The sequence below is a fragment of the Streptomyces sp. NPDC048516 genome, from assembly GCF_043199875.1.
Lineage (GTDB): Bacteria > Actinomycetota > Actinomycetes > Streptomycetales > Streptomycetaceae > Streptomyces.
In genome coordinates this window covers 30,525-56,638 of record NZ_JBICWS010000026.1, presented here as the reverse complement: position 1 = coordinate 56,638, position 26,114 = coordinate 30,525, and the positions used below count along the sequence as shown (strand labels likewise).

The 26,114-nt window shown below is 73.1% G+C and carries 19 protein-coding genes; 10 read left to right on the top strand and 9 right to left on the bottom strand.

The genetic code is table 11. From position 1 onward, the window contains the following. Window positions 1-116 precede the first annotated feature (116 nt). The 4 genes from ACGFR7_RS33680 to msrB all read left to right on the top strand — a co-directional run bounded on the left by ACGFR7_RS33680 (window position 117) and on the right by msrB (window position 3,943). Window positions 117-1,286 (top strand): sensor histidine kinase, encoded by a 1,170-nt coding sequence (locus tag ACGFR7_RS33680; protein WP_393326761.1) that lies wholly within the window; start codon window positions 117-119, stop codon window positions 1,284-1,286. Beyond that, complete coding sequence (locus ACGFR7_RS33675) at window positions 1,283-1,924, top strand: response regulator (RefSeq protein ID WP_393326697.1); 642 nt, start codon at window positions 1,283-1,285, stop codon at window positions 1,922-1,924. Before ACGFR7_RS33680 ends, ACGFR7_RS33675 begins: the two co-directional genes overlap by 4 nt. Before the next feature lie 196 nt (window positions 1,925-2,120). Next, complete coding sequence (gene murC / locus ACGFR7_RS33670; RefSeq protein ID WP_393326694.1) at window positions 2,121-3,518, top strand: UDP-N-acetylmuramate--L-alanine ligase; 1,398 nt, start codon at window positions 2,121-2,123, stop codon at window positions 3,516-3,518. 17 nt (window positions 3,519-3,535) lie between these two features. Then, window positions 3,536-3,943: a peptide-methionine (R)-S-oxide reductase MsrB gene (msrB, locus tag ACGFR7_RS33665; RefSeq protein ID WP_393326691.1), complete on the top strand. Its 408-nt coding sequence runs from the start codon at window positions 3,536-3,538 to the stop codon at window positions 3,941-3,943. 33 nt (window positions 3,944-3,976) lie between these two features. On the opposite strand, the gene ACGFR7_RS33660 is transcribed toward msrB, so the two are convergent. From ACGFR7_RS33660 to ACGFR7_RS33645, 4 genes are all read right to left on the bottom strand, one after another. After that, the gene (locus ACGFR7_RS33660) at window positions 3,977-5,254 is read right to left on the bottom strand and encodes an NPCBM/NEW2 domain-containing protein (protein ID WP_393326688.1); all 1,278 of its coding nucleotides are present in this window, start codon (window positions 5,252-5,254) and stop codon (window positions 3,977-3,979) included. Between the two features lie 135 nt (window positions 5,255-5,389). Continuing rightward, window positions 5,390-6,049 (bottom strand): 4'-phosphopantetheinyl transferase, encoded by a 660-nt coding sequence (locus ACGFR7_RS33655; protein ID WP_393326686.1) that lies wholly within the window; start codon window positions 6,047-6,049, stop codon window positions 5,390-5,392. Continuing rightward, window positions 6,046-6,996, bottom strand: coding sequence for a metallophosphoesterase family protein (locus ACGFR7_RS33650; protein WP_393326683.1), 951 nt, complete (start codon window positions 6,994-6,996; stop codon window positions 6,046-6,048). The genes ACGFR7_RS33655 and ACGFR7_RS33650 overlap by 4 nt, the downstream gene beginning before the upstream one ends. Window positions 6,997-7,058: 62 nt before the next feature. Next, complete coding sequence (locus ACGFR7_RS33645) at window positions 7,059-8,879, bottom strand: PucR family transcriptional regulator (protein ID WP_393326680.1); 1,821 nt, start codon at window positions 8,877-8,879, stop codon at window positions 7,059-7,061. 294 nt (window positions 8,880-9,173) lie between these two features. Between ACGFR7_RS33645 and ACGFR7_RS33640 the strand changes: the two genes are divergently transcribed. Further along, entirely contained in the window at window positions 9,174-9,707 is a 534-nt protein-coding gene (locus ACGFR7_RS33640; RefSeq protein WP_393326677.1) for a type 1 glutamine amidotransferase domain-containing protein, read from the top strand. A gap of 99 nt (window positions 9,708-9,806) precedes the next feature. Here ACGFR7_RS33640 and treZ read toward each other — a convergent pair whose 3' ends face one another. Next, a complete protein-coding gene (gene treZ, locus ACGFR7_RS33635; RefSeq protein ID WP_393326674.1) occupies window positions 9,807-11,660 on the bottom strand; it encodes a malto-oligosyltrehalose trehalohydrolase in 1,854 nt (617 codons plus the stop codon). Between the two features lie 277 nt (window positions 11,661-11,937). Here treZ and ACGFR7_RS33630 point away from each other — a divergent pair, with 277 nt between their 5' ends. Then, a complete protein-coding gene (locus ACGFR7_RS33630) occupies window positions 11,938-12,483 on the top strand; it encodes a DUF1707 and FHA domain-containing protein (protein ID WP_088800562.1) in 546 nt (181 codons plus the stop codon). Window positions 12,484-12,564: 81 nt separating this feature from the next. On the opposite strand, the gene ACGFR7_RS33625 is transcribed toward ACGFR7_RS33630, so the two are convergent. Beyond that, window positions 12,565-14,607: a GTP-binding protein gene (locus ACGFR7_RS33625; protein WP_393326672.1), complete on the bottom strand. Its 2,043-nt coding sequence runs from the start codon at window positions 14,605-14,607 to the stop codon at window positions 12,565-12,567. A gap of 137 nt (window positions 14,608-14,744) precedes the next feature. Next, window positions 14,745-16,283, bottom strand: a complete 1,539-nt coding sequence (locus ACGFR7_RS33620) for a dihydrolipoyl dehydrogenase family protein (RefSeq protein WP_393326670.1) — start codon at window positions 16,281-16,283, stop codon at window positions 14,745-14,747. Window positions 16,284-16,404: 121 nt separating this feature from the next. Between ACGFR7_RS33620 and ACGFR7_RS33615 the strand changes: the two genes are divergently transcribed. Continuing rightward, window positions 16,405-17,292: a LysR substrate-binding domain-containing protein gene (locus tag ACGFR7_RS33615; RefSeq protein WP_393326667.1), complete on the top strand. Its 888-nt coding sequence runs from the start codon at window positions 16,405-16,407 to the stop codon at window positions 17,290-17,292. A gap of 7 nt (window positions 17,293-17,299) precedes the next feature. Here the strand turns inward: ACGFR7_RS33615 and treY are convergent, their stop codons facing one another. Continuing rightward, window positions 17,300-19,759 carry a malto-oligosyltrehalose synthase gene (gene treY, locus ACGFR7_RS33610; protein ID WP_393326664.1) on the bottom strand — a complete coding sequence of 820 codons (2,460 nt, stop codon included), beginning with the start codon at window positions 19,757-19,759 and terminating at the stop codon, window positions 17,300-17,302. A 314-nt stretch (window positions 19,760-20,073) separates the two neighbouring features. Continuing rightward, complete coding sequence (gene glgX / locus ACGFR7_RS33605; protein WP_393326661.1) at window positions 20,074-22,299, bottom strand: glycogen debranching protein GlgX; 2,226 nt, start codon at window positions 22,297-22,299, stop codon at window positions 20,074-20,076. A gap of 242 nt (window positions 22,300-22,541) precedes the next feature. On the opposite strand from glgX, the gene ACGFR7_RS33600 reads away from it, so the two are divergent. The 3 genes from ACGFR7_RS33600 to ACGFR7_RS33590 all read left to right on the top strand — a co-directional run bounded on the left by ACGFR7_RS33600 (window position 22,542) and on the right by ACGFR7_RS33590 (window position 26,098). Beyond that, window positions 22,542-23,357: a Tat pathway signal sequence domain protein gene (locus ACGFR7_RS33600; protein WP_393326660.1), complete on the top strand. Its 816-nt coding sequence runs from the start codon at window positions 22,542-22,544 to the stop codon at window positions 23,355-23,357. A 49-nt stretch (window positions 23,358-23,406) separates the two neighbouring features. Then, on the top strand, window positions 23,407-24,756 hold the full coding sequence (locus tag ACGFR7_RS33595) for a copper amine oxidase (RefSeq protein ID WP_393326657.1): 1,350 nt from the start codon (window positions 23,407-23,409) through the stop codon (window positions 24,754-24,756). Between the two features lie 100 nt (window positions 24,757-24,856). Next, entirely contained in the window at window positions 24,857-26,098 is a 1,242-nt protein-coding gene (locus ACGFR7_RS33590; protein WP_393326655.1) for an SAV2148 family HEPN domain-containing protein, read from the top strand. Window positions 26,099-26,114: the final 16 nt, after the last annotated feature.

The following is a 26,114-nucleotide window of genomic DNA, read 5'->3' as shown; positions in this document are numbered from 1 at the left end:
AGCCTGAGGGGGCCGTGACCGAAGAAACCGCGACCGAAGAATCCGCGACCGAAGAATCCGCGACCGCCCACTCCCTCACCCCCGTCCTGCGGGTCCTGCGCAGCTGTCTGCACCTGATGACGGCCGCGCTGCTCGCCCTCGCCGCCGTACGCGCCCTCGCCGGGCACGCGCCGCACGCCCCGGCGGTGACCGCCACCGCGGCGGCGCTGTGCGCCGTGTACGTCCTCGGCCCCCGGCTGCCCCGGCTGCGCGGCTCCACCGCCGCCGCCGCCCTCTGGCTCGCCGCCGTGGCACTGCTGTGGCTGGTGCTGCTCGCCCTCACCCCGGACGGTGTCTGGCTGGCCTTCCCGCTGTTCTTCGTCCAGCTGCATCTGCTGCCGCTGCGCGCGGCGCTGGCCGCCGTCGCGGCCACCACCGCCGCCGCCATCGCCGGATTCGGCCTCCACAGCCACACCCTGAGTCTCGGCACGGTGCTCGGTCCCGCCCTGGGCGCCGCCGTCGCCGTCGCCGTCGTCCTCGGTTACGAGGCCCTCTACCGGGAGAGCGAACAGCGCCGCCGCCTCATCGAGGAGCTCACCGCGGCCCGCAGTGAACTGGCCGCCGCGGAACACGCCGCCGGGGTGCTCGCCGAACGCGAGCGGCTGGCCCGCGAAATCCACGACACCCTCGCCCAGGGCCTGTCCAGCATCCAGTTGCTGCTGCGGGCCGCCGAGCGCGCCCTGCCGCGGCAGCCCGGCACCGCCCTCGGCCATGTCCGGCAGGCCCGCACCACCGCCACCGGCAACCTCGCCGAGGCGCGCCGCTTCGTCCGTGCGCTGAGCCCGCCCGACCTGGAGGCCCAATCCCTGCCCGCCGCCCTGGAAAGGCTGTGCGCCACCACGGCCCGTACCTCCCCGCTCGCCGTGCACTGCCAGGTCTCCGGCACGCCCACCGCGCTCCCCACCACGCACGAGGTCGCCCTGCTGCGCATCGCCCAGTCCGCGCTCGCCAACACCGTGCGGCACGCCGGTGCCGGACGGGCCGAGCTGACCCTCAGCTACATGGAGACCGAGGTCGCGCTGGACGTCGTGGACGACGGCGCGGGGTTTGTCCCCGCCGACGTGCCCGTCCCGGGCTCCGCGGCGGCGGACGGCAGCGGCTTCGGCCTTGCCGCGATGCGCGCCCGGGCCCGCGCCCTCCGAGGCACCCTCGTCGTGGAGTCCGCCCCCGGAGAGGGCACGGCGGTCGCCGTCACCCTGCCCTGTCCCGCCGCCCCGCCCGGCGCCACCGTGGAGGCCGCCCCGTGACCGCGACGGACACCCCCATCCGGCTGCTGCTCGCCGACGACCACCCCGTCGTACGCGCCGGGCTGCGAGCCGTCCTGGAGACCGAGGACGACTTCGAGATCGTCGCCGACGTCCCGACCGCCGAGCGGGCGGTCGACCTCGCCGCGCGGCTCGCGGCCGACGTGGTCCTCATGGACCTGCAGTTCGGCGGCCGGATGCTCGGCTCCCGGGCCACCGCGGAGATCACCGCCCGACCCGGTGCCCCGCGCGTCCTCGTCCTGACCACGTACGACACCGACGTCGACATCCTCGCCGCCATCGAGGCCGGCGCCACCGGCTACCTCCTCAAGGACGCCCCTCCGGAGGAACTGGCGGCCGCGGTCCGCACCGCCGCTGCCGGGAAGTCCGCACTCGCCCCCACCGTCGCGCTGCGCCTCATGGACCGGATGCGGACCCCCGCCACCGCGCTCTCCCGCCGGGAGACCGAGGTCCTCCAGCTCGTCGCCGACGGTCTGCCGAACGCGGCGATCAGCAAGCAGCTCTTTCTCAGCCAGGCGACCGTCAAGTCCCACCTCGTCCACATTTACGCCAAGCTGGGGGTGGACTCCCGCACCTCCGCGGTCGCCGCCGCCACCGCCCGGGGCCTGATCCGCCGCTGAACGCCGCGCGCCGGGCCGGATCTCGCACCCGGCCGGGGTCCATGGACCGGCACTGCCGGTGCCGGGTGCGAGAATCATCGACAGCACACGAAGCAACCGGCAGCTCACGACCGCACACGGCAGAACGACCGCACCACCGCACCACCGCACCACCGCACCACCGCTCGCGATGATCGACGATCAGGGAGACCCACCCATGGCACCCGCCATCCCAGCCTCGATGGACCGGCCGCACTTCATCGGCATCGGCGGAGCCGGCATGTCGGGCATCGCCAAGATCCTCGCGCAGCGCGGCGCCCAGGTGGCCGGCAGCGACGCGAAGGACTCCGCGACCGCCCAGGCCCTGCGCTCCCTCGGCGCCACGGTCCACATCGGCCACGCCGCCGGGCACCTGGCCGCGGACGCCACCAGCGTCGTCGTCTCCTCCGCGATCCGCCAGGACAACCCCGAGCTGGCCGCCGCCCATGAGCGCGGCATCCCGGTGGTCCACCGTTCCGACGCGCTCGCCTCCCTCATGGACGGCCTGCGCCCCATCGCCGTCGCCGGCACCCACGGCAAGACGACCACGACCTCCATGCTCGCCGTCTCCCTCGGCGCCCTCGGCCTCAAGCCGTCCTACGCCATCGGCGGCGACCTGGACGCCCCGGGCTCCAACGCCGAGCACGGCTCCGGCGAGATCTTCGTCGCCGAGGCCGACGAAAGCGACCGCAGCTTCCACAAGTACGCCCCCGAGGTCGCGATCATCCTCAACGTGGAGCTCGACCACCACGCCAATTACGCCTCGATGGAAGAGATCTACGAGTCCTTCGAGGCGTTCGTCGGCCGCATCCGCCCCGGCGGCACCCTGGTCATCGCCGCCGACCACCCAGGCGCCCGCGAGCTGAGCGAGCGGATCTCCGGCCGCTACGACATCGAGGTCGTCACCTACGGCGAGTCCCCGGACGCCGACGTCCGCATCCTCAAGGTCAACCCCCGCGGAATGACCAGCGATGTCACCGTCACCCTCACCAGCGGCAAGATCCTCACCTTCACCGTCTCCGTCCCGGGCCGCCACTACGCCCACAACGCCGTCGCCGCCCTGGCCGCCGGCGTCGCCCTGGGCCTTGCGCCGCACAACCTCGCCTCCGCGCTCGGCAAGTACACCGGCGTCAAGCGCCGCCTCCAGCTCAAGGGCGAGGCGGCCGGCGTCCAGGTCATCGACTCCTACGCCCACCACCCCACGGAGATGACCGCCGACCTGGAGGCCATCCGCGGCGCCGCCGACGGCTCCCGGGTGCTGGTCGTCTTCCAGCCGCATCTCTTCTCCCGCACCCAGGAGCTGGGCACCGAGATGGGCCAGGCGCTCGCCCTGGCCGACGCCTCCGTCGTCCTGGACATCTACCCGGCCCGCGAGGACCCGATCCCGGGCATCACCAGCGCCCTGATCATCGACGCCGCGCGCACCGCCGGCGCCGACGTCACCCCCGAGAGCGACCAGGCCGCCGTCCCGGAGGTCATCGCAGGAATGGCGAAGCCCGGTGACCTTGTTCTCACCATGGGCGCGGGCGATGTGACCGACCTCGGCCCCGCCATCCTGTCCCGCCTGGGCAGCTGAGCTGAGGAGGATCCCAGATGCCGTACGAGATCGACAAGCCCGACGAGCAGTGGCGCGCCGAGCTGACCCCCGCCGAGTACCAGGTGCTCCGCCAGGCCGGCACCGAGCCCGCCTTCGTCGGTGAGTACACCGACACCAAGACCGAGGGCGTCTACTCCTGCCGCGCCTGCGGCACCGAGCTCTTCCGCTCCGACACCAAATTCGAGAGCCACTGCGGCTGGCCGTCCTTCTACGACCCCAAGGAGTCCGACGCCGTCGAACTCATCGAGGACCGCACCCACGGCATGGTCCGCACGGAAGTCCGCTGCGCGAAGTGCGGCTCCCACCTGGGCCATGTCTTCGAGGGCGAGGGGTACCCGACCCCCACCGACCAGCGGTACTGCATCAACTCGATCTCGCTGCGGCTGGTTCCGGACGAAGGCTGAGACCTGGCACGGCGGTAGCCGGAGCCGACCGGCTCACCTGCAGGTGAGCTCGGGACCGCCCCAGTCGGCGTGGTCGGAGTCGTTGCCGTTGCCGCCGTCGGTGACCACGAGACGCAGTTGGCTGCCGCCGGAAAGATCTGCGGTGAGGTGCTTCGCGGGCTGGTCGACCGTCATCAGACCGCTGTCGGCGACCTTGGTGCCGTCCCGGTAGACCTGGAAGACCACGGAGCCGTTCGCGCCCACCTCGTCGTCGATGCCGACGTCCACGGTGAGGGCGGAGCAGGAGCCGCCGAGGTCGTAGGTGACCTCGTCGTAGGCGTGCGCGCCCAGTCCCTGGGAGTAGGTGGCTCCCTGGATGGTGAGGGGATGTCCGTCGATGCTGCTGTCCGGCCTGAACGGCGCGAAGCTGTATTTCTGGGAGCTCCACGGCCGGGTGCCCAGCGGCACTTCGTGGCCGGCCGGCGGTTTGTCCGTGGGGGTGGGGCGGGGCGAGTGCGACGGCTTCGCCGGCGACGAGGGCCGGGCGCTCGGGTGCTTCGGCTTCTTGCTGTGCGTGGGGGACGGGGAGCCCGACGGCGAACGGGAAGCGGTCGCGGAACTCCTGGCGGACGGCGGCCGGTCCGTGGCGGGGGCCGAAGAGTGGTCCGACCGGTCGCGGTGCCCGGCCGCGGCATCGTCGCGCTCCGTGCCGAGCAGTGGGCCGACGGATATGGCGACGCCGGCCAGGACGGCCACGGCGACTGCGAGCACGGTGATCCGCGCCGGTGAGAACCACGCCCGCCGGGGCTTGTCCGGCGCGTCGGGCGAGACCGTCCCCGAGAAGCTCATGCCCGCCGCGGGCGCGCCGCCGGCGCCGGACGGCCGGGCGCCGTCAGCGGGGCCGGGGCCTTCCGCCGGCTGGGCGGCCAGCCAGGACGCGAAGTCGTCACGCAGCTCGGTGTTCCGGGCCGTGTGGTGCCAGGCGTCGGCGGTATGGCGTACCGCCGCGAGCAGGGCGGCCCGCCAGGGCGGATCGGCCCCCTCTTCCGGGGCGGGGGAGTGCAGGACGTGGTTGATGGCCTCCTTCGCCAGATCCGCCGCGGCCTGGGACGAGCGGCAGCAGTCACGGGCGTAGGCCAGCACGGCCGCGTAGTGCCGTTGGTGGAACTCATTGAGGGCTATCTGGCCCGTCCGGGCCGTGCCGTCCGGAGCCCGTGTGCCGAACGGAGTGTCCGCCACCCGGCCGCCGGACAGGGATGCCGCACGGATGCGCCGGACCAGCTCGGTATCGGAGGGTGCTGTCCCACCGGTGGTGTCGCAGTGCTCTTGCATGAGTGGGCTAATGACCCTTCAACGTCCTGACGGGCCATGAAAAATACCGCAAGCAGGGCGGGTATCCGGCCGCCGGTGCCTCGTTCGGCACCGGATGGGCCGCGGGCGACGACCGGCCCCCCGGCGGCTGCGCCGTCACATCATTTCCACGATCGCCGTCACCACCAGCCCGGACCCGATGAGCCACCGGCCGCTGAAGGCGGTCAGCTCGGTGCCGTCGATCACCGGGCCGGGGACGAGGAGTTGGGCGGTGAAGGTGGCGTTCGACGGGTCGAGGGCGAGGAGGGCGTCCTCGAAGCCGAGCCAGCGGTGGGTGAGGGGGTACCACGCCTTGTAGACGGACTCCTTCGCGCTGAACACCAGGCGTTCCCAGCAGACTTCGGGCTGTGCGCCGGCCAGCCGTCGCAGCTGGGTGCGTTCCTCGGGCAGGGTGATGAGGTCGATCACGCCGGGATCGTCCAGGGGCAGATGGGGTTCGGCGTCCAGGCCGACGGTCCGTACGTCCGCGGAGCGCGCCACGGCGGCGGCGCGGTAGCCGGCGCAATGCGTCATGGCGCCCACGATGCCCGCCGGCCACAGCGGCTCCCGCTTGGGGCCGGGGAGCAGGGGAGCGGGGGCAATGCCCAGTTCGGACAGTGCGCTGCGGGCGCAGCGGCGTACGGTGCCGAACTCCTTCTGGCGCTTGGGCACGGCGCCGGACACCAGCGCCCACTCCTCGGGATACATCTCGGAGACCGGGGCGTCGTCAAAGGCCTCGGCGGTCACGACCGGGGCCGGCAGCAGTTTGTCGATCACGCGGGGGTCCCGGTGGTTGTGGCGGTGGCGGGGGCGGGCGCGGGCAGGATCCGGACCGGCCGGCCCGGTGCGCGGGAGCGGCGCTGCCACTCCCGCGGATAGCCGAGCGACACCTCCTGATGAGGTACGCCGTCGCAGACCAGCAGCCGCGGGATGTGGAGGTGGCCGTAGACCACCGTGGCGGCACGGAACCGGCGCGGCCAGTCGGCGGTCGCCTCGGTGCCGCACCACAGCGCGAAATCCGGGTACCACAGCGGGTCGGTGGGCTCGCGCACCACCGGCCAGTGGTTGACGAGCACCGTGGGCATCTCCGGTGGCAGGGCGGCGAGCCTGGCCTCGGTGGCGGCCACCCGGGCTTGGCACCACGCCTCCCGCGTCGGATACGGGTCGGGGTGCAGGAAGTGCTCGTCGGTGCAGACCACTCCGGCCTCCACCGCCTGTGCGAGGGCCGCTTCCTTGGACGCCGTGCCCGGCCGCCGGAAGGTGTAGTCGTAGAGGAGGAAGAGCGGTGCGATGACGGCCGGGCCGCCGGCACCCTCCCAGACCGGATACGGGTCCTCGGGGGTGAGGACGCCCAACTCACGGCAGATCTCCACCAGGTGCTCGTAGCGCGCGACGCCGCGCAGCTGCACCGGGTCGTGCTCCGGCGTCCACAGCTCGTGATTGCCGGGCACCCAGATCACCTTGGCGAACCTGCTGCTGAGCAGGGTGAGCGCCCAGCGGATGTCGGAGACGTACTCGCCGACGTCGCCGGCGACCAGCAGCCAGTCGTCGTCGGACTCCGGTCTTAAGCCCTCGACGATGTCGCGGTTCTCCTGGTAGCGGACGTGCAGATCGCTGACGGCCACCAGCGAGCCGCGGTGGCCGCCCCTTTGGGAGGAGCCGGGAGCGGGTGCGGGGGCGGGGCCGGTGGCGCCGGGCGGGAGGGTGCGGATCTCGTAGGTCACCCCCGAAGTAAAGACGGTACGGCGGAGAGAGTGAAGTGCGGCCCGGGCGGCGGGGCTCCGCGTCACCGGCCTGGCGGTGGGGGAGCGGGCCGGCCGCCGGACCCGCCGGACCCGCCGGACCCGCCGGACCCGCCGGACGCGCCGGACGGGGCGCCGCCGCGGCGGATGCGGGTGGCCAGCCAGAGGTCGAAGCGGTCGTCGGGGTCGTCGAGGCGGCGGCTGGTGAGGTCCATGGCCTTGTCGAGCCGGTTGCGCACGGTGTGCCGGTGGACGCCGAGCCGCCGGCTGGTGGCGTCCCACGCGCCGCCGGTCTCCAGCCAGGCCGCCAGGGTGGCGATCAGTTCCTCGCCGTGGTCCGCGAGGTCGAGCGGGCCGAGCACGGTGTCGGCGTAGCCGTGCAGCGTACTGCGGTCGCCCAGGTCGAGCAGCAGGCGGCTGGCCTGGCTCTGCCGGGCCTCCGCGGGCTCGTTGCCCGCCCTGCTGACGGCGAGCAGCCCGGCCGCCTGGCGCAGCGACACCCGGACCGCTTCGGGGGCGGTGACCGGGCCGATCCCGGCCGGGCGGCGCGGGGCGAAGCGGGCGAGCACTCCGCGGATGTCCAGCTCCTCACCCACCACCGCCTCGATGACCGCGCCCGGCGCCCCGTCCACGACCCTGACCAGGCCGCCGGGCACCGCCAGCGCCAGATCGGCGGCCATCTCCTGCGCGGCGCCGTCCGCGGACCGGGTTCCGTCCGCGGACCGGGTTCCGTCCGCGGGCCCGGTTCCGTCCGCGGACTCGGTTTCGTCCGTGCGTACGGTCCCGGTCGTCGAACCGTTTCCGCTTCCCGTTCCGTTTCCGTTTCCGCTTCCCGTTCCGGCTCCGCTTCTTCCCGTTGCGGTTCCGCTTCCGCTTCCGGTTGCGGCTGACGCGGCGCGCGCTGCCGTACGGCCCCCCGGGGCGTCCTCCGCCGCCACCACGACCCCCCGCACCCGCTCGGCCGTCAGCCCCACCGAGCGCAGCATGTCCCGGGCCCGCTCTGCGGACGGATCCTCGTCGGCCAGCAGCTCGGACAGCAGCGCCGACCGGCGGCGGCGCTCCGGCTCATCGCGGAGATGGCGGCGCTCCAGCTCCAGGGAGAGCAGCGAGACCAGGCCCGGTACGACCGCACGGGCGGCGTCGTCCGGCCGGCCGGTGAGCAGCAGCAGTCCGCGCAACCGTCGCGCGCCCAGCGGCTGCACCTCCAGCTGCTGCCCCGCGGCCGTGCTGGACGCGCTGCCGCGCAGTCCGCGTGCGGCGACCCGGTCCAGCAGCTCGTGTGCCTGCGCCGGCAGGGGCCGCGGCTCGCGCTCGCTGGTGGCGAGCAGCCGCCCGAGCGGGTCGAGCACCGCCGCGCCCACGCCGGTGGCGGCCGCCCACTCCGCCAGCATCGGCCGCAGCCCGTCACCGGTCGCCGCGGCGGTCAGCCGGCGCTGGGTGGCGAACGCCCGCTGCAGCAGTGCGCGCTGTTCGTCGGCCCGTGCGTCGAAGACCGCCTTGGTGACGGCGATGAACGGCACCTCGTCGGGCACCGTCAGCAGCGGCAGACCGGCCTCCTCGGCCGCTCGCACCAGTGGTTCCGGCGCCTCCTGGTACGGCAGTCCCTGCCCCAGCCCGAGCGCCAGACAGGCCGCCCCGCCCTCGGCCGCGTCCCGGACGTACGCCCGGCAGGCGGCCGGCTCCATCGGCAGCAACAGGCCGATGGTCATGAGGAGTTCGCCACCCTGCAGCCACTTCCCCGGCGTCGGCAGATCCGAGACCGTCGCCGCTTCGATGGTGCGGGCCAGCTGCTGCGCCGGCATGTCGTAGGTGACCGACAGGCGGAGATCGGGCCGGGCCAGCAGATCGGAGAGATGCAGGGGCATGGACACAGTGTCCATCAACTGCGGGGGGAATGGACGATCGGGCGTGGGCTGACGCGCGGGCGGGGAAGGGCGGTCGGGCGTGGACGGAGGCCTCGGGCGATCGGGCGATCGGGCGAGCAGGGGCGAGCGGGCGAGCGGGGCGGGCTGGTGATGGGGGCCCCGGCGGACGGGTTCCGGAGCGCCGACGGGCTCTGCGGATGAGTCCACGCGCCGTCGCCCGTTATGGTCGAGAGGTGGGGGAGTGGGGCTCCTCCTCACCTCCCGGACCGATCGACGGAGGGACGTGAGCGCAGTATGCAGGCGGCTTTTCTGGTGGCTACCGAGGGCACCGAACAGGTCGAGCTGACCCGGCCGTGGCAGGCGGTGACCGACGCGAGCGGCGGCCCGACGCTGGTCTCCACCCGCGCGGGAAAGGTGCAGGCGTTCCACCACCTGGACAAGGCGGACACCTTCCCCGTCGACCTGACGGTGGACGAGGCGACCGCGGCGGACTTCGACGGACTGGTGCTGCCCGGCGGCGTGGCCAACCCGGACGCCCTGCGCCTCGACGAGCGGGCCGTGGCGTTCATCAAGGCGTTCTTCGACGCCGGGAAGCCGGTGGCCGCCATCTGCCACGCACCGTGGACGCTCATCGAGGCCGATGTGGTGCGCGGCCGCACGCTGACCTCCTGGCCGAGCCTGCGCACCGACCTCCGCAACGCGGGCGCCACCTGGGTCGACGAACAGGTCCAGATCTGCACCAGCGGACCGAACACCCTGATCACCAGCCGGAAGCCGGCCGATCTGGAGGCCTTCTGCGCGACGTTCGTCTCGGAGTTCTCACACTGAGGTCCGCCGACCGGGGCCCGGCGACTGAGGTCCGGCGACCCGGGCCGGTGACTGAGACCCGGCGACCGGGGCCCGGTGACTGAGGTCCGGCGACCGCGCCTAAGGCCCGAGCACCACCACCGACTCCGGGGGAAGCCGCAGCACACCGTCCGCCCCGGGGAGCCGGGCACCGGGCCAGCCCGCCAGTGCCTGCAGCGCGGCGGTGCCGGGCGAGCCGTTGCCCTCCGTGCCTCCGCCCCCGCTGCCCGGGCCGCCCCCGCTGCCCGCGCCGCCCCCGTCCGCGCCGTCCCCGGTGAGCGGAATGGCCGCCGTGGTCTCCCGCGCGAGATTGACCGCCACCCGTAGCGGTCCGCGCCGCAGCAGGAGCCAGCGGGCCCGCTCGTCGTAGTGGACGGCGGTGTGGCGTGGATCGGGGTCGGTCAACGGCGGCAGCTCATGGCGCAGCGCCAGCAGCGTACGGTGCCAGGCCAGCAGTGCGGTGTGCGGCTCCACGGAGGGTTCGCTCCAGTCAAGGACGCAGCGGTCGCGGGTCGCGGGGTCCTGCGGATCCGGCCACTCCTCGGCGTGGCCGGCCCAGTCGTACGCGGCGAACTCGCGACGGCGCCCGGCGCGTACCGCCTCCGCCAGCTCCGGATCCGGGTGAGCGGTGAAGTACTGCCACGGGGTGGTCGCGCCCCACTCCTCGCCCATGAACAGCATCGGAGTGAACGGCGCGCACAGCACCAGGGCGGCCGCGCAGGCGAGCAGCCCCGGGGAGAGCCCGGCCGCGAGCCGGTCGCCGAGCGCACGGTTGCCGATCTGATCGTGCGTCTGGGCGTAGGCGAGCAGCCGGTATGCGGGCGTCACCCGCAGGTCGAGGGGCGCTCCGTGCACCCTGCCGCGGAAGCTGGAGTACGTCCCGTCGTGGAAGAAGCCGCCGGTGAGCGTCTTGGCGAGGGCGGCGAGCGGGGCGCGCGCGAAGTCGGCGTAATAGCCCTGGGATTCGCCGGTGAGCGCGCTGTGCAGGGCGTGGTGGAAGTCGTCGTTCCACTGGGCGTGCAGGCCGTGCCCGCCGTCGGCCCGTGGAGCGGTGGTGCGCGGATCGTTCAGATCGGATTCGGCGACGAGGAACAGCGGGCGCCGCAGCTGCCCGGCCAGCGCGTCGACGGCGGCGGACAGCGCGGCCAGGAAGTGCGGGGTGCCGTCGTCGTGCAGCGCATGGACGGCGTCCAGCCGCAGCCCGTCGAGCCGGTAGTCACGCAGCCAGGAGAGCGCGCAGCCCAGGAGGTAGGCGCGCACCTCGTCGCTGCCGGGGGCGTCGAGGTTGACCGCGGCGCCCCACGGCGTGTGATGGGTGTCGGTGAAGTACGGCCCGAACTCCGGGAGATGATTGCCGGACGGGCCGAGGTGGTTGTGCACCACGTCGAGCACCACCCCCAGCCCGTGGCCGTGCGCCGCGTCCACGAACCGCTTGAACCCGTCCGGTCCGCCGTACGGTTCGTGCACCGCCCAGGGCGCGACCCCGTCGTAGCCCCATCCGTGGCTGCCGGGGAACGGGCAGACCGGCATCAGGGAGATATGGGTGATGCCCAGGTCGGCGAGGTGGCGCAGCCGCGTGGCCGCGGCGTCGAAGGTGCCCTCGGGGGTGTACGTCCCGATGTGCAGCTCGTAGAGGGCCGCGCCCGGCAGCGGGCGGCCGGGCCACGGATGCCGCCACCCGAACCGGTCGTGCTCGACGACCGCGGCCGGGCCGCCGGGGCCGTCCGGCAGCCGCGCGGCCCGCGGATCGGGCAGCGGCGGCCCGCCGTCGAGCCGGAAGCCGTACCGGTCCCCGTCGCCGGCCGGTGTCTCGGTACGCCACCAGCCCGCGCGTCCGGCGTCGCGCTCCAGCGGGACGTCCGGCTCACCGGCCCGGTCACCCGCCCACTGGAGAGCGACCTGCCCGGCCTTCGGAGCCCACACCTCGAACAGCACGGCCGTCCTCCTTCGTTCGCTCCGGTCCCGACGGAGAAAGCATGCCCCCACGCCGCCCGGCCGCCCCTCGCGGCGACACGGGCTCTCGTACCATCCGCCCCGGCCGTCACTACGAGCCGTGCGTGCACCTGCACGGTCCGCCGCACCGACCTGCACGGTCCGCCGCACCGACCTGCACCGCCTGCCGACCGACCTGCACCGTCCCCGCGCCCACCTGCAATGTCCCCGCGCCCAACACCGCCTGGACAGCGGGTCGTGGTGGCCGGAGAATCACGCTATGACTTCGCTCGAGTTCCCCGCGCGCCCCGCGCGCCCGTCGGATGCGGACCGGGAACGCGCTCTTGATCTGCTGCGCGACGGCGCGGCACAGGGACGGCTGTCCCAGGACACCTTCCTGCGACGACTGGAACTCGTCCTCACCGCCCAGCAGCAGTCCGAAATCGAACTGGTCACTGCCGACTTGGCCGACCGGGGCAAGGTCCAGGGCACCCTCCTGCGGATGGTGGGCCGGGCCTCCGCCTTCCACATCCGGGTACGCCGCGCCTGGCGCAGAGAGCGGCTGCCCAAGCTGCTGCTGCCCGAGCCGGGCCCGCTGCCGCTGCTCATAGGGCGGGCGCCGGGCGTCGGCCTGCGCCTCAACCACGACACGGTCTCCCGTGCCCACGCCGAACTCCGCAGCGCGGGCAACGGCTGGCTGCTGCGCGACCTCGGCTCCACCAACGGGACCTGCGTCAACGGCCGCCGGGTGGTGGGCGAGGTGCCGGTCGGCCCCGGTGACCACATCACCTTCGGCCAGGTGGATTACGTCCTGACGCAGCGGTGAACGGGCGGCGCGGCCGGACCACCGCGCCGGTCCCCGACGGCCGCGCCACCGCACCCCGCCCGGGGCGCGGCAGCCGCCGCCTCATCCGGACGCACCGCGTGGCGCCGCATCCCGCCGCACCGGCCGGTCGCCCGACGGGTACGACGTCCACACCCCTTCACCGTGCGTCAGACCGGGCAACAGCCCCTGGAACTCCTGGACCCGGCGGGCCGGGAGCGAACCGCTGACCAGCCAGAAATGCCGCCCGCCGGTGGTCTCGGCGAAGTCGGCGCCCAGGGCCGCGAGACGGGCGGTCACCACGGCGAGCGCGGCGAGCGGGACCTCGGCCTCGAAGGCGTGGTACGGCTCGTGTACCCGGGTGCCGGCCGCCCGCAGCGCCCGTCCCAGCACCGGAGCCGTGACCGCGCGGAAATCCCCGGCGGTACTGAGCGGGCCGACGAAACCCGAGCGCGTCAGCACCACCCGGCAGTCCGTCACCGCCCACCCGTGCGGTCCGCACCGCAGGGTCGCCAGCGCGGTCTCCTCGATGGCCTGGTGGAAGCCGTGCGGCAGGGCGCCCAGTTCGGTCTCGTAGGTGAACACCGGGCCGGAGCCACGGGCGCCTGGCTCGACCCGGAGGCCGACCGTGGCCCAGGGACCGGTGTGGCCGCGCCTGGCGATCTCCTGGCAGGCCTCGCCGACCCCGGACGGCCGCTCGACGCACACCACCCGGCTGGGCGCGAACTCCGCCTCGATGCCGTGCTCCTGGCGCAAGGTGGCGGCGATGATCTCCTTCTGCACCTCGCCGTGCAACAGCACCGAGGTCGCGCCGCCCGGCGCGGGGCGGGCCCGTAGCAGCGGGTCCTGGTCGGCGAGCGCCAGCAGCGCGGCACGCAGCGCCGCTGCCTGGGCCGGACGGCGGGCATGGACCAGGGTTTCGAGGGTGGGGGCGGCGAACAGGGCGCCCCGGGCGGGGTCGTCGGCGGGGTCCTCGGCGGCCGGTCCGAGACGGTCACCGGTCCGGACGCCGGGCAGCCCCCGGACCACCCCGATATTGCCCGGGGTGAGCGGCCCGCCGTCACCGGGCGGCCGGCCGACGACCTGGAGAGCGGTGATCCGTCCGGTCAGTGGCCCGTCGGCGCCGTCCGCCCCCGCCCGGCGCAGCTCGACCTGCTGCCGAGGCCGCAACTCACCTCCGTAGAGCCGGATATGGGCGGCCCGTTCGCCGTTCGGCGGCTGCTGGACGGCGAAGACCGTGCCCCGCGGAGTGGTGCCCGGGAGGTCGGGCGCCGGCGGAATCAGCCGGACCATGCCCTCGATGAGCGCGCCGACGCCCTGACCGCCGAGCGCGGAGCCGAAGTACACCGGGTGCAGTGATCCGTCGGCGGTGCGGGCGGCGAGCGCCGCGCGGAGCCGGTCCGCGGTCAGCCCCGGCCCGTCCGGCCCCGCACCGTCCCGGCCGCGCTCCCGCCCTTCGGTGCCAGGCCTCGCCAGGCCCACCGGACCGACTTGACCCGCCGGACCCGCCGGACCCGCCGAATCCACCAACTGGGCCAGGACCGACTCGTCCACCTCGGCCACCACTTCGGCGATCCGCTCACGGACCCGGGGGTCCTCCAGTGAGTACGGCACCACCTCGGCCCGCGTGGTGCCGAGGCCGGTCACGGACGTCATCGGGACGGCGGCCGGTGTCAGCAGCCGGCGGATGTCCGCGAGCAGCGCCTCGTCCCGGGCGCCGGCCCGGTCGATCTTGTTGAGGAACAGCAGGGTGGGCAGCCGCAGCCGCCGCAGCGTCTTCATCAGCACCCGGGTCCTGGCCTGGACGCCCTCCACCGCGGACAGCAGCAGTACGGCACCGTCGAGCACCCCCACGGCGCGCTCGACCTCGGCGATGAAGTCGGCATGGCCGGGAGTGTCGATGAGGTTGATCCGCACCTCGCCGACGGTGAAGGAGGCGACGGCCGAGCGGATGGTGATGCCGCGCTGCCGTTCCAGCTCGCCGGTGTCCGTACAGGTGTCACCCGTGTCGACGCTGCCGAGCCGGCCGATGGCGCCGGTGTCGAACAGCAGCCGCTCGGTGAGGCTGGTCTTACCCGCGTCGACGTGGGCGAGAATCCCGATGTTCAGGGTGTGCGAAACAAGCATGGAAAGGGGTTTCCTCAAGAACTGTCGTCCGGCTGGGGCGATGAGTAGTTCCGAGGAATCCGCGCATTCCGTGCTCCTGGTGTGGGGAAGGGGCGTACGGGGTCATGGTGCCAGCCGTGCGCGGGGCCGCAACCGAATTAACGGGCGGTGGCCCGGGCCGACGTTGTGTGCTGGTGCAGTCCCCGGCCCGCCAGCGTCATGAACGCCTCTCCGACCGCCTCCGACAGTGTCGGGTGCGCGTGGAGGTGCGCGGCGACATCGGCCGGTTCGGCGTCCCAGGCCACGATCAGCTGACTCTCCGCGATCATCTCCGAGACGTGCGGCCCGACGAGATGGACGCCGAGCACCGCGCCGGTGCTCCCCGAGCTCTCCATTTCTCCCCCACTCGCCACTTCGTTCGAGCGGGGGGACCCCCATGCGCAGGAGAGCCCCCGATCGCCGTCCGCCCCGTCCGCCGCGGCGATCACCTTCACCATGCCGCCCTGACCGTGCACCATGCCCTTGGCGGTGGCGGCCAGCGGCAGGGTGTTGACCTTGATCTTCAGTCCGCGGTCGCGCGCCTCGGCCTCGGTCAGGCCGACCGAGGCGGTCTGCGGCGAGGAGTACGTCACCCGCGGCACGGTCGCGTAGTCCACCGCCCGACCCGGCAGGCCCGCCAGCGTCTCGGCCACCAACAGGCCCTCCGCGAACGAGGCATGGGCCAGCCCCAGGGACGGCGGCGGCAGCAGGTCACCGACCACATGGATGCCCGGCACGGCGGTCTCCAGCCGCGAGCGGTCCGCCGGTACGACGAACCCCCGCTCGTCCGCCGGCAGACCGGCGGCCGCAAGGTCCAGCCCGTCCGTCACCGGGACCCGCCCCACCGCCACCAGCAGCCGTTCGGTCTCGATCACCAGCTCCTGGCCCCCTGGGGTGCGCACCGTGGCCCGCACACCGTCCGGCAGCAGCTCGGTGCCGGTCAGCGTCGAGCCCGTACGCACCGCGATGCCGCGCTTCTTCAGCCCGCGCGCCAGTTGGCGGCCGACGTCCTCGTCCTCCAGCGGAAGCAGCCGCTCCGCCGCCTCGACGAGGGTGACCTCGGCTCCCATGGAGCGGTGGAAGGACGCGTACTCGACCCCGATCGCGCCGCCGCCCAGGACCACCACGGACGCCGGGAGTCCGGGGGCGAACAACGCGTCGTCGCTGGTCACGACGCGGCGGCCATCGGCCGCCAGGCCGGGCAGCAGGCGCGGCCGGGAGCCGGTGGCAAGGACGATGCCGCGCCGCGCGGTGAACTCCCCGGCGCCCTCGACGTGGACGGTGCGGGGGCCGGTCAGCCGTGCCGTTCCCCGGACGGTCCGTACGCCTGCCGCCTGCAGGTTCCCCACCACACCCTGGTGGTTGCGGGCGACGAGGGCGTCGCGGGTGGCCACCAGGGCCGACCAGTCGAGGGAGTCGACGGTGGCCTTGACGCCCCACCGCTCGCGGGCCTCCGCGATGCCGTCCACCAGCTCGGCGGCGTGCAGCATGGCCTTGCTGGGGATGCAGCCACGGTGCAGGCAGGTGCCGCCGACCAGGTCACGCTCGGCCAGCACCACCCGCAGGCCCAGGGACGCGGCGCGCAGCGCGGTGCTGTAGCCACCGGTGCCGCCGCCGATGACGAGGACGTCCGTCGTGTGCATGTCTGTCTGACTCATGTGAGCAGACTCCGCCCACCTGCGGTGATGAGTCCAAGGCAATGTTTCTATGGAGTTGATGCAGAGGCTTCATGGGGGTGTGGCTTCATGAGGCGGGCCGGTCACAGGGGGAGGGGCGGGCATGAGCCTGCGGCAGATGGAATACCTCGTCGAGGTCGTCGAGCGGGAGTCCTTCACCCGCGCCGCCGAGGCGCTGCACGTCACCCAGTCCGCGCTCTCGCATCAGATCAAGGCGCTGGAGAGGGAGGTCGGCGGCCCGCTGCTGGAGCGGATGACCCGCGGCGTGCGGCTGACCGCGATGGGGCGGGCCTACTTCCCGCATGCCGAACTCGCCGTCCGCAGCGCCCGGCAGGCCCGCCGTGCCGCGCTCGCGGCGGGCGGCGCCCGGAGCGGCGAACTGCATATCGCGACCGTGCACGCACAGGCGATCGGGGTCCTCCCGGAGGTCTGCGCACGCTGGGCCCGCGAGCATCCGGGCGTGCGTCTGGTGCTCCATGAGTACGCCACCACCGAGGAGTTGTCCGAGCAGATGGCCCGCGGCGTCGCCGATATGGCGCTCGGCCCGCCTCCGCGGGAGTGGCCGGGGCCGGTCACGGTCGTGGGACAGGAACGGATGGTGCTGGTCGTCCCGCACGGTGACCCGCTCGCCGCCCGGGAGTCGGTACGCCTCGCGGAGCTGGCGGACCGCCCGTGGGTGCGCTGCAGCCTGGAGCCGTTGGTCGGCGGACGGCGCTGGCTGGACCTGGAGTGCGAACGGGCCGGCTTCACACCGCGTACCGCCGTCCGCACCCAGCACAGCTCGACCGCCGTCCGGATGGCCGCGGCGGGCGTCGGCGTGCTGCTGACCGCGGCCCATGAACTCCTCGGCCTGGACTGCGCGTCGGTGCCCACCGACCCGCCCTGGCACCGCGACATCACCGTCTTCTCGCGGGTCGAACTGACCGGCGCCGCCGCGGAGTTCACCGGGTACCTCAGCGCGGCGGGGACCACCGGCGACGCCGGTACCTGACGCCCTCTCACTCCGCCACGAACAGCGCCACCGGTGACACCGCCAGCAGCTCGCTCAGCCCCACCGCCGCGCCCCCCGGCAGCTCGCGGCCGGTCAGCAGCTCGCGCCAGGGGCCGCCCGGCGGCAGCCGCAGCAGGGTGTCCCACCAGCCGCCGGTCTCCACCAGACGCAGCGACAGACGGGTCACCACCGTCAGCACCCGGCCGCTGCGGCAGAACGCCACACAGTGCTCGGCCGCCGGGCCCTCCGCGTACACCGGCTCGTACGACGCGGCGGCGCCGAACCACTGGGGACGGGCGCGCCGCAGCCGCAGTGCCGCGGCGGTCAGCCGGAGCTTTTCGGCGGACAGATCGCGTGGCGCGACGCCGGCGTCCAGCTCGGACAGCAGCTCCGGACCGAAGCGGGCCGGCCGCCTGTTGTCCGGGTCGACCAGTGCGGCATAGGCGCGTTCGGTGCCCTGATAGAGGTCGGGGACGCCCGGCATGGTGAGATGCAGCAGCGCCGCGCCCAGCACATTGGCGCGGACGAAGGGGGCGACTTCCTCGTCCAGCGCGGTGAGCGGTGCGGCCGTGGGACCGCACGGCCCGTTGCGTACGAACTCCTCGACCGCCTCCTCGTAGCCCGTGTCCGGCTCCGTCCACGAGGTGCGCAGCCCGGCCTCCCGTGCGGCCTTGAGGACCGCGGGCGCCACCCGCTCCGCCGCGGCTCCGTCGCGAGGCGCACCCAGGCCGAACGCGGTCTGCCAGGCCAGCCACGACACCATCGGATCCGCCGGCCCCGCGCCGCCCTGCCCACTGACGCCGACGTCGCACACCGCCTCCTCGGCCATCGCGCCCAGCACGTCCCGCCACCGGTCCGGGCACTCCGACAGCACCGCGATCCGGGCCCGGACATCGGCGCTGCGCTTGGTGTCGTGCGTGGAGAGCACCGTGCCGGCCGCCGGACGGTCCCGCTGCACCCGTGCGCAGTACGCATGGAACGCCTCCGGGGGAAGCGCCGGTTCCCCGGGGGCGCCGCCGACCTCACAGGCCGACAGCAGCACCGGATAGCGGTAGAAGGCGGTGTCCTCCACGGACTTGGCGTGCAGTGCGGACGCGGTCTGGGCGAACCGCGCGGCGAAGTCGGCGCAGTCCCCGCGGTCGTGATCCGGGTGTTCCGGCAGCCGGCCGAGCGCCAGATCGTGGATCAGATCCACCGCCCGCGCCTCCTCGGGCACCCGGAAGGCGGTGCGCGCCCCCGCCGCGGCCGTGCCCAGCATCGCCGCGTCCTGCTCGGCCTGACCCGGGTCCGCGGGGTACGGACGGTAGACCGGAAGCCGCACCATCAGCTCACGGATGGCATGGCGCAGCGCCCAGGGCGCATGGTCGCCCGGCTCGGGGACGCGGGCGCTGACGCGGGCCGCGGTTCGCACCAGCCGCTCGACCTCCGCGGCCAGATCGTGCGTGATGACCTCGTACGCGGCCCGGCGCACCGTCTCCTCCCAGTCGCCGCCCTCGTCGGCCAGCGGGGTGACGAAGTCCCGGTAGTGGGAGAAGAGCCGTCCGGCGCCCTGCGGGCAGACGAACAGACCATCGATGTGGCGCAGGGCGTCATAGCCCGTGGTGCCCGCGCAGGCCCAGCTCTCCGGCAGCAGTTCACCGCCGGTGAGGATCTTCTCGACCACCGTCCAGCGGCCGCCGGTCCCTTCGTGCAGGCGGGCCAGATAGCCGCCGGGATCCACCAGGCCGTCCGGATGGTCGATGCGCAGCCCGTCGATGACGCCCTCGCGGATCAGCCGCAGCACCGTGCCATGGGTCGCCTCGAAGACCTCGGGGTCCTCGGCACGGACCGCGATCAGCTCCGCAATGGTGAAGAAGCGGCGGTAGTTGAGCTCACTGCGGGCCAGCCGCCACCAGGCGAGGCGGTACCACTGGGCTTCCAGGAGGCGGGTCAGTTCCAGCCCCTCCGTACCGGGACGCAGCGGAAAGGCATGCTCGTGATAGCGCAGCACGTCGCCCTCGACGCGGAAGTGCCGCGCCTCCTCGCCGAGCCGGCCCCCGAGCACCGGCAGCAGCAGCCGGCCGCCGTGTCCGGCGTCCCAGTCGATGTCGAACCACCGCGCGTACGGGGACGCCGGGCCGTCGCGCAGCACCTGCCACAGCGGGCCGTTCAGCGACACCGGCCCGGGCACGGCCATATGGTTCGGCACCAGGTCCACGACCAGCCCGAGGCCGTGCGACCTGGCCGTCGCCGCCAGCGCCCGCAGCCCCTGCTCGCCGCCCAGCTCGGCCCGTACCGCCGCATGATCGACCACGTCATAGCCGTGTGTGGACCCCGGCACCGCCTCCAGGACCGGCGAGAGATGCAGATGGGAGACGCCCAGCGCGGCCAGATGCGGGACCGCCCGCTCGGCGGCGGCGAACGGGAAGTCCGGCTGGAGCTGCAGCCGGTAGGTGGCGGTCGGCGACGGACTCGGTGGCTGCGTCATGGGGACACCCGTACCCCGCTGACGGCCCGTTGTCTCCTCCCTGCCCGGCATGAGCGTCGTCCTTTCCTCCAACGGGGCGGGCGGAACGGCCGTAGATCTCCGTACGTCCCGTGCCTGGGGCGTGCGGACCGCGCCCGGATGCCCCGTCCGGTGCACGGCCTGCGCGCCTCGATGGCGCCAGGCCTTGTCCCTGGCCGCCTCCGGCCGGCTCGCCGAGGCCCACGGCCCTTGCGCCGCCTTCGCCGTCGCCGTCGGAGCCGCCGCGGCGATCCTCGTCCTCGCTCTCGGCTCCCCGGCCCGGCGCCCCGCCGCCGCTAGGCCGGCCGCTGCAGCACCAGCAGGCTCCGGCCGATGAGCGTCAGCCGGTCGCCGGCCTTGACCTTGGCGCCGCCGCCGTCCGCCACCGCCTGGGGCCGGTCGGTGTCCACGATGATCTGCCACTGCCGGCCGAGGTGCGCCGGAACGATGAACTCCTTCTCCTGGTCGTGGGCGTTGAACATCAGCAGGAACGAGTCGTCGGTGATCGTTTCGCCCCGCGGACCCGGTTCGGAGATCGAGCTGCCGTTGAGGAACACCGCCAGCGACTTGGCGTGCACCGACTGCCAGTCGCGCGGCCCCATCTCCTCGCCGCCCGCCGTGAACCACGCGATGTCGGAGAGCTCGTCGTGGGTGCCCTCCATCGGGTGCCCCTGGAAGAACCGCCGGCGCCGGAACACCGGATGGTCGCGCCGCAGCCACACCATCTGCCGGACGAACTCCAGCAGTGCCCACTGCTCCGCGTCCCTCTCCGGTGCCGCGTCCCCCGACGACGCCTCATCCGCCTCCGACGCCTCGTACGCCTCTTCCGTGGCCCCGGCCTCGCCCGGTGTGCCGGCGCTCCCGCCCGGTCCCCGCTCCGGCCAGCGCACCCACGACAGCTCGTTGTCCTGGCAGTACGCGTTGTTGTTGCCGTCCTGGCTGCGGCCGAACTCGTCCCCGTGGCTGAGCATCGGCACGCCCTGCGACAGCATCAGCGTGGCGACGAAGTTGCGCATCTGCCGCGCCCGCAGCCGGCGCACGCCGGGATCGTCGGCCGGCCCCTCGGCACCGCAGTTCCATGACCGGTTGAAGCGCTCGCCGTCCCGGTTGTCCTCGCCGTTGGCTTCGTTGTGCTTCTCGTTGTACGCGACCAGATCGTGCAGCGTGAAGCCGTCATGGCAGGTCACGAAGTTCACCGAGGCCAGCGGCCGCCGCCCGTCCTCCTGGTAGAGGTCCGACGAACCCGTCAGCCGGGATCCGAACTCGGCCAGGGTGCGCGGTTCGCCCCGCCACAGATCCCGCACGGTGTCGCGGTACTTCCCGTTCCACTCGGTCCACAGCGGAGGGAAGTTCCCCACCTGGTAGCCGCCCTCGCCGACGTCCCACGGCTCGGCGATCAGCTTCACCTGGCTGACGACCGGGTCCTGGTGGACCAGGTCGAAGAACGACGACAGCCGGTCCACCTCGTGGAACTGCCGGGCCAGCGTCGCCGCCAGATCGAAGCGGAAGCCGTCCACCCGCATCTCCTGCACCCAGTAGCGCAGCGAGTCCATCACCAGCTGGAGCACATGCGGGCTGCGCATCAGCAGCGAGTTCCCGGTGCCCGTGGTGTCCATGTAGTACTGCTTGTCGTCCGACAGCCGGTAGTACGAGGCGTTGTCCAGCCCCCGGAACGACAGCGTCGGGCCCAGATGGCTGCCCTCGGCGGTGTGGTTGTAGACGACGTCGAGGATCACCTCGATACCGGCCTGGTGCAGTGCCCGCACCGCCGTCTTGAACTCCAGCACCTGCTGCCCGCGGTCGCCCCAGGACGCATAGGCGTTGTGCGGGGCGAAGAACCCGATGGTGTTGTAGCCCCAGTAGTTCGTCAGTCCCGCGTCCACCAGCCGGTGATCCTGGACGAACTGGTGCACCGGCATCAGCTCCAGCGCGGTCACCCCGAGCTTGGTGAGGTGGTCGATGATCGCCGGATGCGCCAGCGCGGCATAGGTGCCGCGCAGCTCGTCGGGTAGCTCCGGATGGCGCATCGTCAGGCCCTTGACATGGGCCTCGTAGAGCACCGTCTCGTGATACGCGGTGCGGGGCGGGCGGTCGTCACCCCAGTCGAAGTACGGGTTGACCACCACCGACGCCATGGTGTGCGGCGCCGAGTCGAGGTCGTTGCGGACCTCGGGACGCCCGAAGTGGTAGCCGTAGACGGCCTCGTCCCAGTCGATCCGGCCGCTCATGGCCCGTGCGTACGGATCGAGCAGCAGCTTTGCCGAGTTGCAGCGCTGCCCCCGTTCCGGTTCGTACGGACCGTGCGCCCGGAAGCCGTAGCGCTGCCCCGGCATCACCCCCGGAAGATACGCGTGCCGCACATTGGCGTCGCTCTCCCGCAGCTCGACGGCGGTCTCCGAACCGTCGTCGTGCAGCAGACACAGTTCGATGCGCTTCGCGGCTTCGGAGAACACCGCGAAGTTGGTGCCCGCCCCGTCATAGGTGGCACCCAGCGGATACATCTGTCCCGGCCAGACCTGCATGGGTAGACTCTTCCACTTTCTTCTCGGGCGCAGCGGCGACTCCACGACGCACATCCGCGAAACGAATCGAAATCCTTCCCCAACTTTTCGCAACTTCTCGCACACAGAGGGCTTTTCGCGGGATCTCCGCTCAATGGTGGAGCAACCTGTCGCGATGTCGGATCGTCCTACTGGTCGTCCTGTTGGAGGACGGACGGGGGATCCGACATGCATGTCACGGAATGTGACAGCAGGGGGGAACCGTGCGCCACCTGATGCACCGCCACCTCGGCAAGGTCCTCGCGGGCACCGCCCTCGCGCTGACCGGCACCGCCGTCATGGCCGCGATCACCTTGCCCGCCGGCGCGGACGCCGCCGACGGAGCGAGCGGCCGGAGCCGGCCCGGAGCGGCCGGCCCGTCCGTGCCGGGACACGATCCGGGGCCACCGCCGCCCGGCGTCGTCGAGGCAGCCGGACCGCAGGGGGAACGCGGCCGGGGACGGGATCCGCTCACCGGCGACGAACTGAGGCGCGCCCGGGATCTGGCCCTGCCGCGCACCCGGCGCGGCGTCGCCGCCGACGTCACCGGACGGCCCGGGCCCGAAGCCCTCACCACCGACCTGGCCGAGCCCGCCCCCGCGGAGGCCGAGCTCGCCGACCCGCCGCGCCGGGCACTGGTCTCCTTCTACGACTACCGGAGCGACAGCTACCTCACCACGACCGTCAACCTCACGACCTCGAAGGTGGAGTCGGCGGACACCCAGCACGGCGTCCAGCCGCCGCCCAGCCACGCCGAGGCCGTCGAGGCGTCCCGGCTGCTGATCGCCGACCCGCTGGGATCCGGGCTGCGCCAGGACTATCGGGAGGCCACCGGACGCGACCTCACCGGTCCCGACCCGCTCGCCGTGACCGGCTTCGTCTACCGCGGCCGCGCGGAGGGCGAGGCGCCGGGCGCCCTGGGCGACTGCGGGGAACACCGCTGTATCCGCCTCTTCACCAAGGTGAAGAACGGCCCGTGGATCGACACCCGCCGCTTGGTGATCGACCTCAGCGCCCGTACCGTCGCCCGCCTCGGCTGACCGCCCTGCGCACCGCCGACCCCGCCACTCCTTCCCCGGGAGCCCTTGTATGCCCGAAAGACGCCCCGCCGGTACCCGCCGCCCGCGCCGCCGTGCCGCGGCCCTCACCGCCGTCCCCGTGCTGCTCATGGCGACCGCCCTGCTGACCGGCTCCGCCGCCCAGGCCGCCCCCGAAGCCCCCGGCGCCCCCCTCCGTGCGGGCCCGGCCGCCCCCGCTCCCCGCTGCAGCGCCGCCTACCGCATCACCCAGACGCTCGAGGGCGGCACCGTCTGGCGGATGTGCTGGCACTACGAGGGCAATGCCGGCCTCGTCCTGGACGACGTCTCCTACCAGCCCAAGGGCGAACGCGCGCCGATCAAGGTGCTCACCACCGCCAAACTCGCCCAGATCCACGTCCCGTACGACGACGGCGGCAACGAATACGACGACCTCACCGGTCAGGGCTTCGCCCAGGGGCTGATGAAGCTCGATCCCGCCGAATGTCCCGGCGGCACCATCAAGACGGTCAGGGTGCCCGGTGCCTATGACGCCGCGCACCCCGACGTCAGCGGCCTGTGCGCCACCACCCGCGCCCGCGGCCACGCCTACCGGGTGGGCCCCTACCCCGGCGAGCACGCCAGGACCTACCAGCTCCAGGGCAAGGACCTGCTGCTCTACACCGTCAACAAGACCGGCTGGTACGAGTACATCAGCGAGTGGCGGTTCTCCGGCGACGGCACCATGACCCTGCAGATCGGCGCCACCGGCACCCTCTCACCCAGCGACTTCGACGCCGGCGACGGCCGTGGCACGCCGATCGGCAAGGGCGCCAAGGACTACGCCACCAGCCACAGCCACAACGTCTTCTGGCGGCTGAACTTCGGCCTGGACGGCAGCGCCGCCAACAAGGTCGAGCAGTTCGACTCCGCGACCACCATCCGACCCGGCGGCAGCACCCCCACCATCCGCACCACCCGCACCCCCGTCACCAAGGAGCTGGCCGGGGACTCCGGCCCGCTGCGCTGGTGGCGGGTGGTGAGCGACACCGGAAAGAACCAGGACGGCCACCCGCGCTCGTACCAGATCGTGCCGGGCCCCTCGACCAGGTACACCGGACGCAGTTACACCACACATGACATCTACTTCACCGAGTACAACAAATGTGAGCAGTTCGCCAGCAACAACCTGGCCAACTGCGGCTCGCGGGCCGGCAAGAGCGTCGACACCTGGGTCAACGGCCAGCCGCTGAAACACCCCATCGCGTGGGTCAACATCGGGTTCCATCACATCGCCAGGGACGAGGACCAGGAGCCCATGCCTGTTCACTGGCAGGGCTTCCAGCTGGTTCCCCGTGACGTCACCGCTATGAATCCGCTCACTCCACCCGCACTGTCCGGGCACAACGGGCACTATGGGTAAGGGGAGTTGGTAACCGACTCGACCCATCCTGCTGCACCGCCTCCCGCACCGCAGTAGTCTGCCTTGATCGTTGGCACGGGGGTTCGGAAGGCGGTGGCAGGTGAGCGGCGGGCTGGAGTTGCCCCCTGGTGACGAGAGTCATGAGGGCCATGAGGGCGGCTCCGTCGACGCACCGCCCGGCGCGGTGTCCCTGGCACGCCCGCTGGAAATCGGGGCGGAGCTGGACTGGGGCGCCGACGCCTGGAGCGAGGTGCGCACACGAGCCCGGCGGGCCGGCCGCGCCTACATCTGGCTGAATCTCGTCGAGCAACGGCTGCGGGCCGTCGTCGCGGCCGTGCTGCGGCCCATCTACGAGCCGGTGCACGGCGACGAATGGGTCATCGCGGCGGCCGGTCCCGCCGGGCAGGAGTGGGTCCAGCGCGCGGTCGCCGTCCGCGAGGTCAGCCGTCGCAAGGGCTACCTCCTCGACCCCGCCGACGACAACATCGTCAGCTTTCTGACGCTGCCGCAACTGCGCGAACTGATGGTCCAGCACTGGCCCTGCTTCGAGCCGTACTTCGACGACCGCCGCGAGGTCGAGCTGGCCCTCGACGAACTCGAGGTCGCCCGCAACATCGTCTCGCGCAACCGCGCCCTGTCCGAGACGGTCCTCGCCCAGGCCGAGCGCGCCTCCGCCCGCCTCCTGGACATCCTCGGCTCCGGCGTCGGCACCCGGATCTCCGGACGGCTGCCCATCGACGCGGTGGAGGACCTGGTCGGCGATCGCTACGCGGACGTGATCGGGGTGCACTCCGACCGGGTGCGGCTGCAGCGCCAGCTCCCCGCCGAGGACCTGTTCGGCAACGCCCGCCGGCTCGACGCCGTCGGCATAGGGCTGAACCTCCTGGTCCAGAACTATTCGGGGCGCCGGCTGGTCCGGCTCGCCGAATCCGGCTGCCGTGTCCGCCTGCTCTTCCTCAACCCGGCCAGCAGCGCGGTCCGCCGCCGGGAGCGCGAAATCGGCCTGAAGAAGGGCGAGATGAGCCGCTCCATCGAGATGAACATCCTCCACATGCGACGGGTACGCGCCCGGCTGCGCGACCCCGGTGCCTTCGAGATCCAGGTCTTCGACGAGACTCCGCGCTTCACCGCCTACCTCGTCGACGGGGACGGCCCCGACGGCGTGGCCGTTGTCCAGCCCTACCTCCGCAAGAGCCGTGGCATGGAGTCCCCCGTCCTCGTCCTCCGCGGCGGCGGCCGGGAGGTCGTCCGCCAGGACGCCCGGGACGGTGACCACGGCCTCTTCGAGACCTACCGGGAGGAATTCGAGAGCATGTGGGCGGATTCGCGGCCGGTTTCCTGACCGTGTCCGCGGGGCG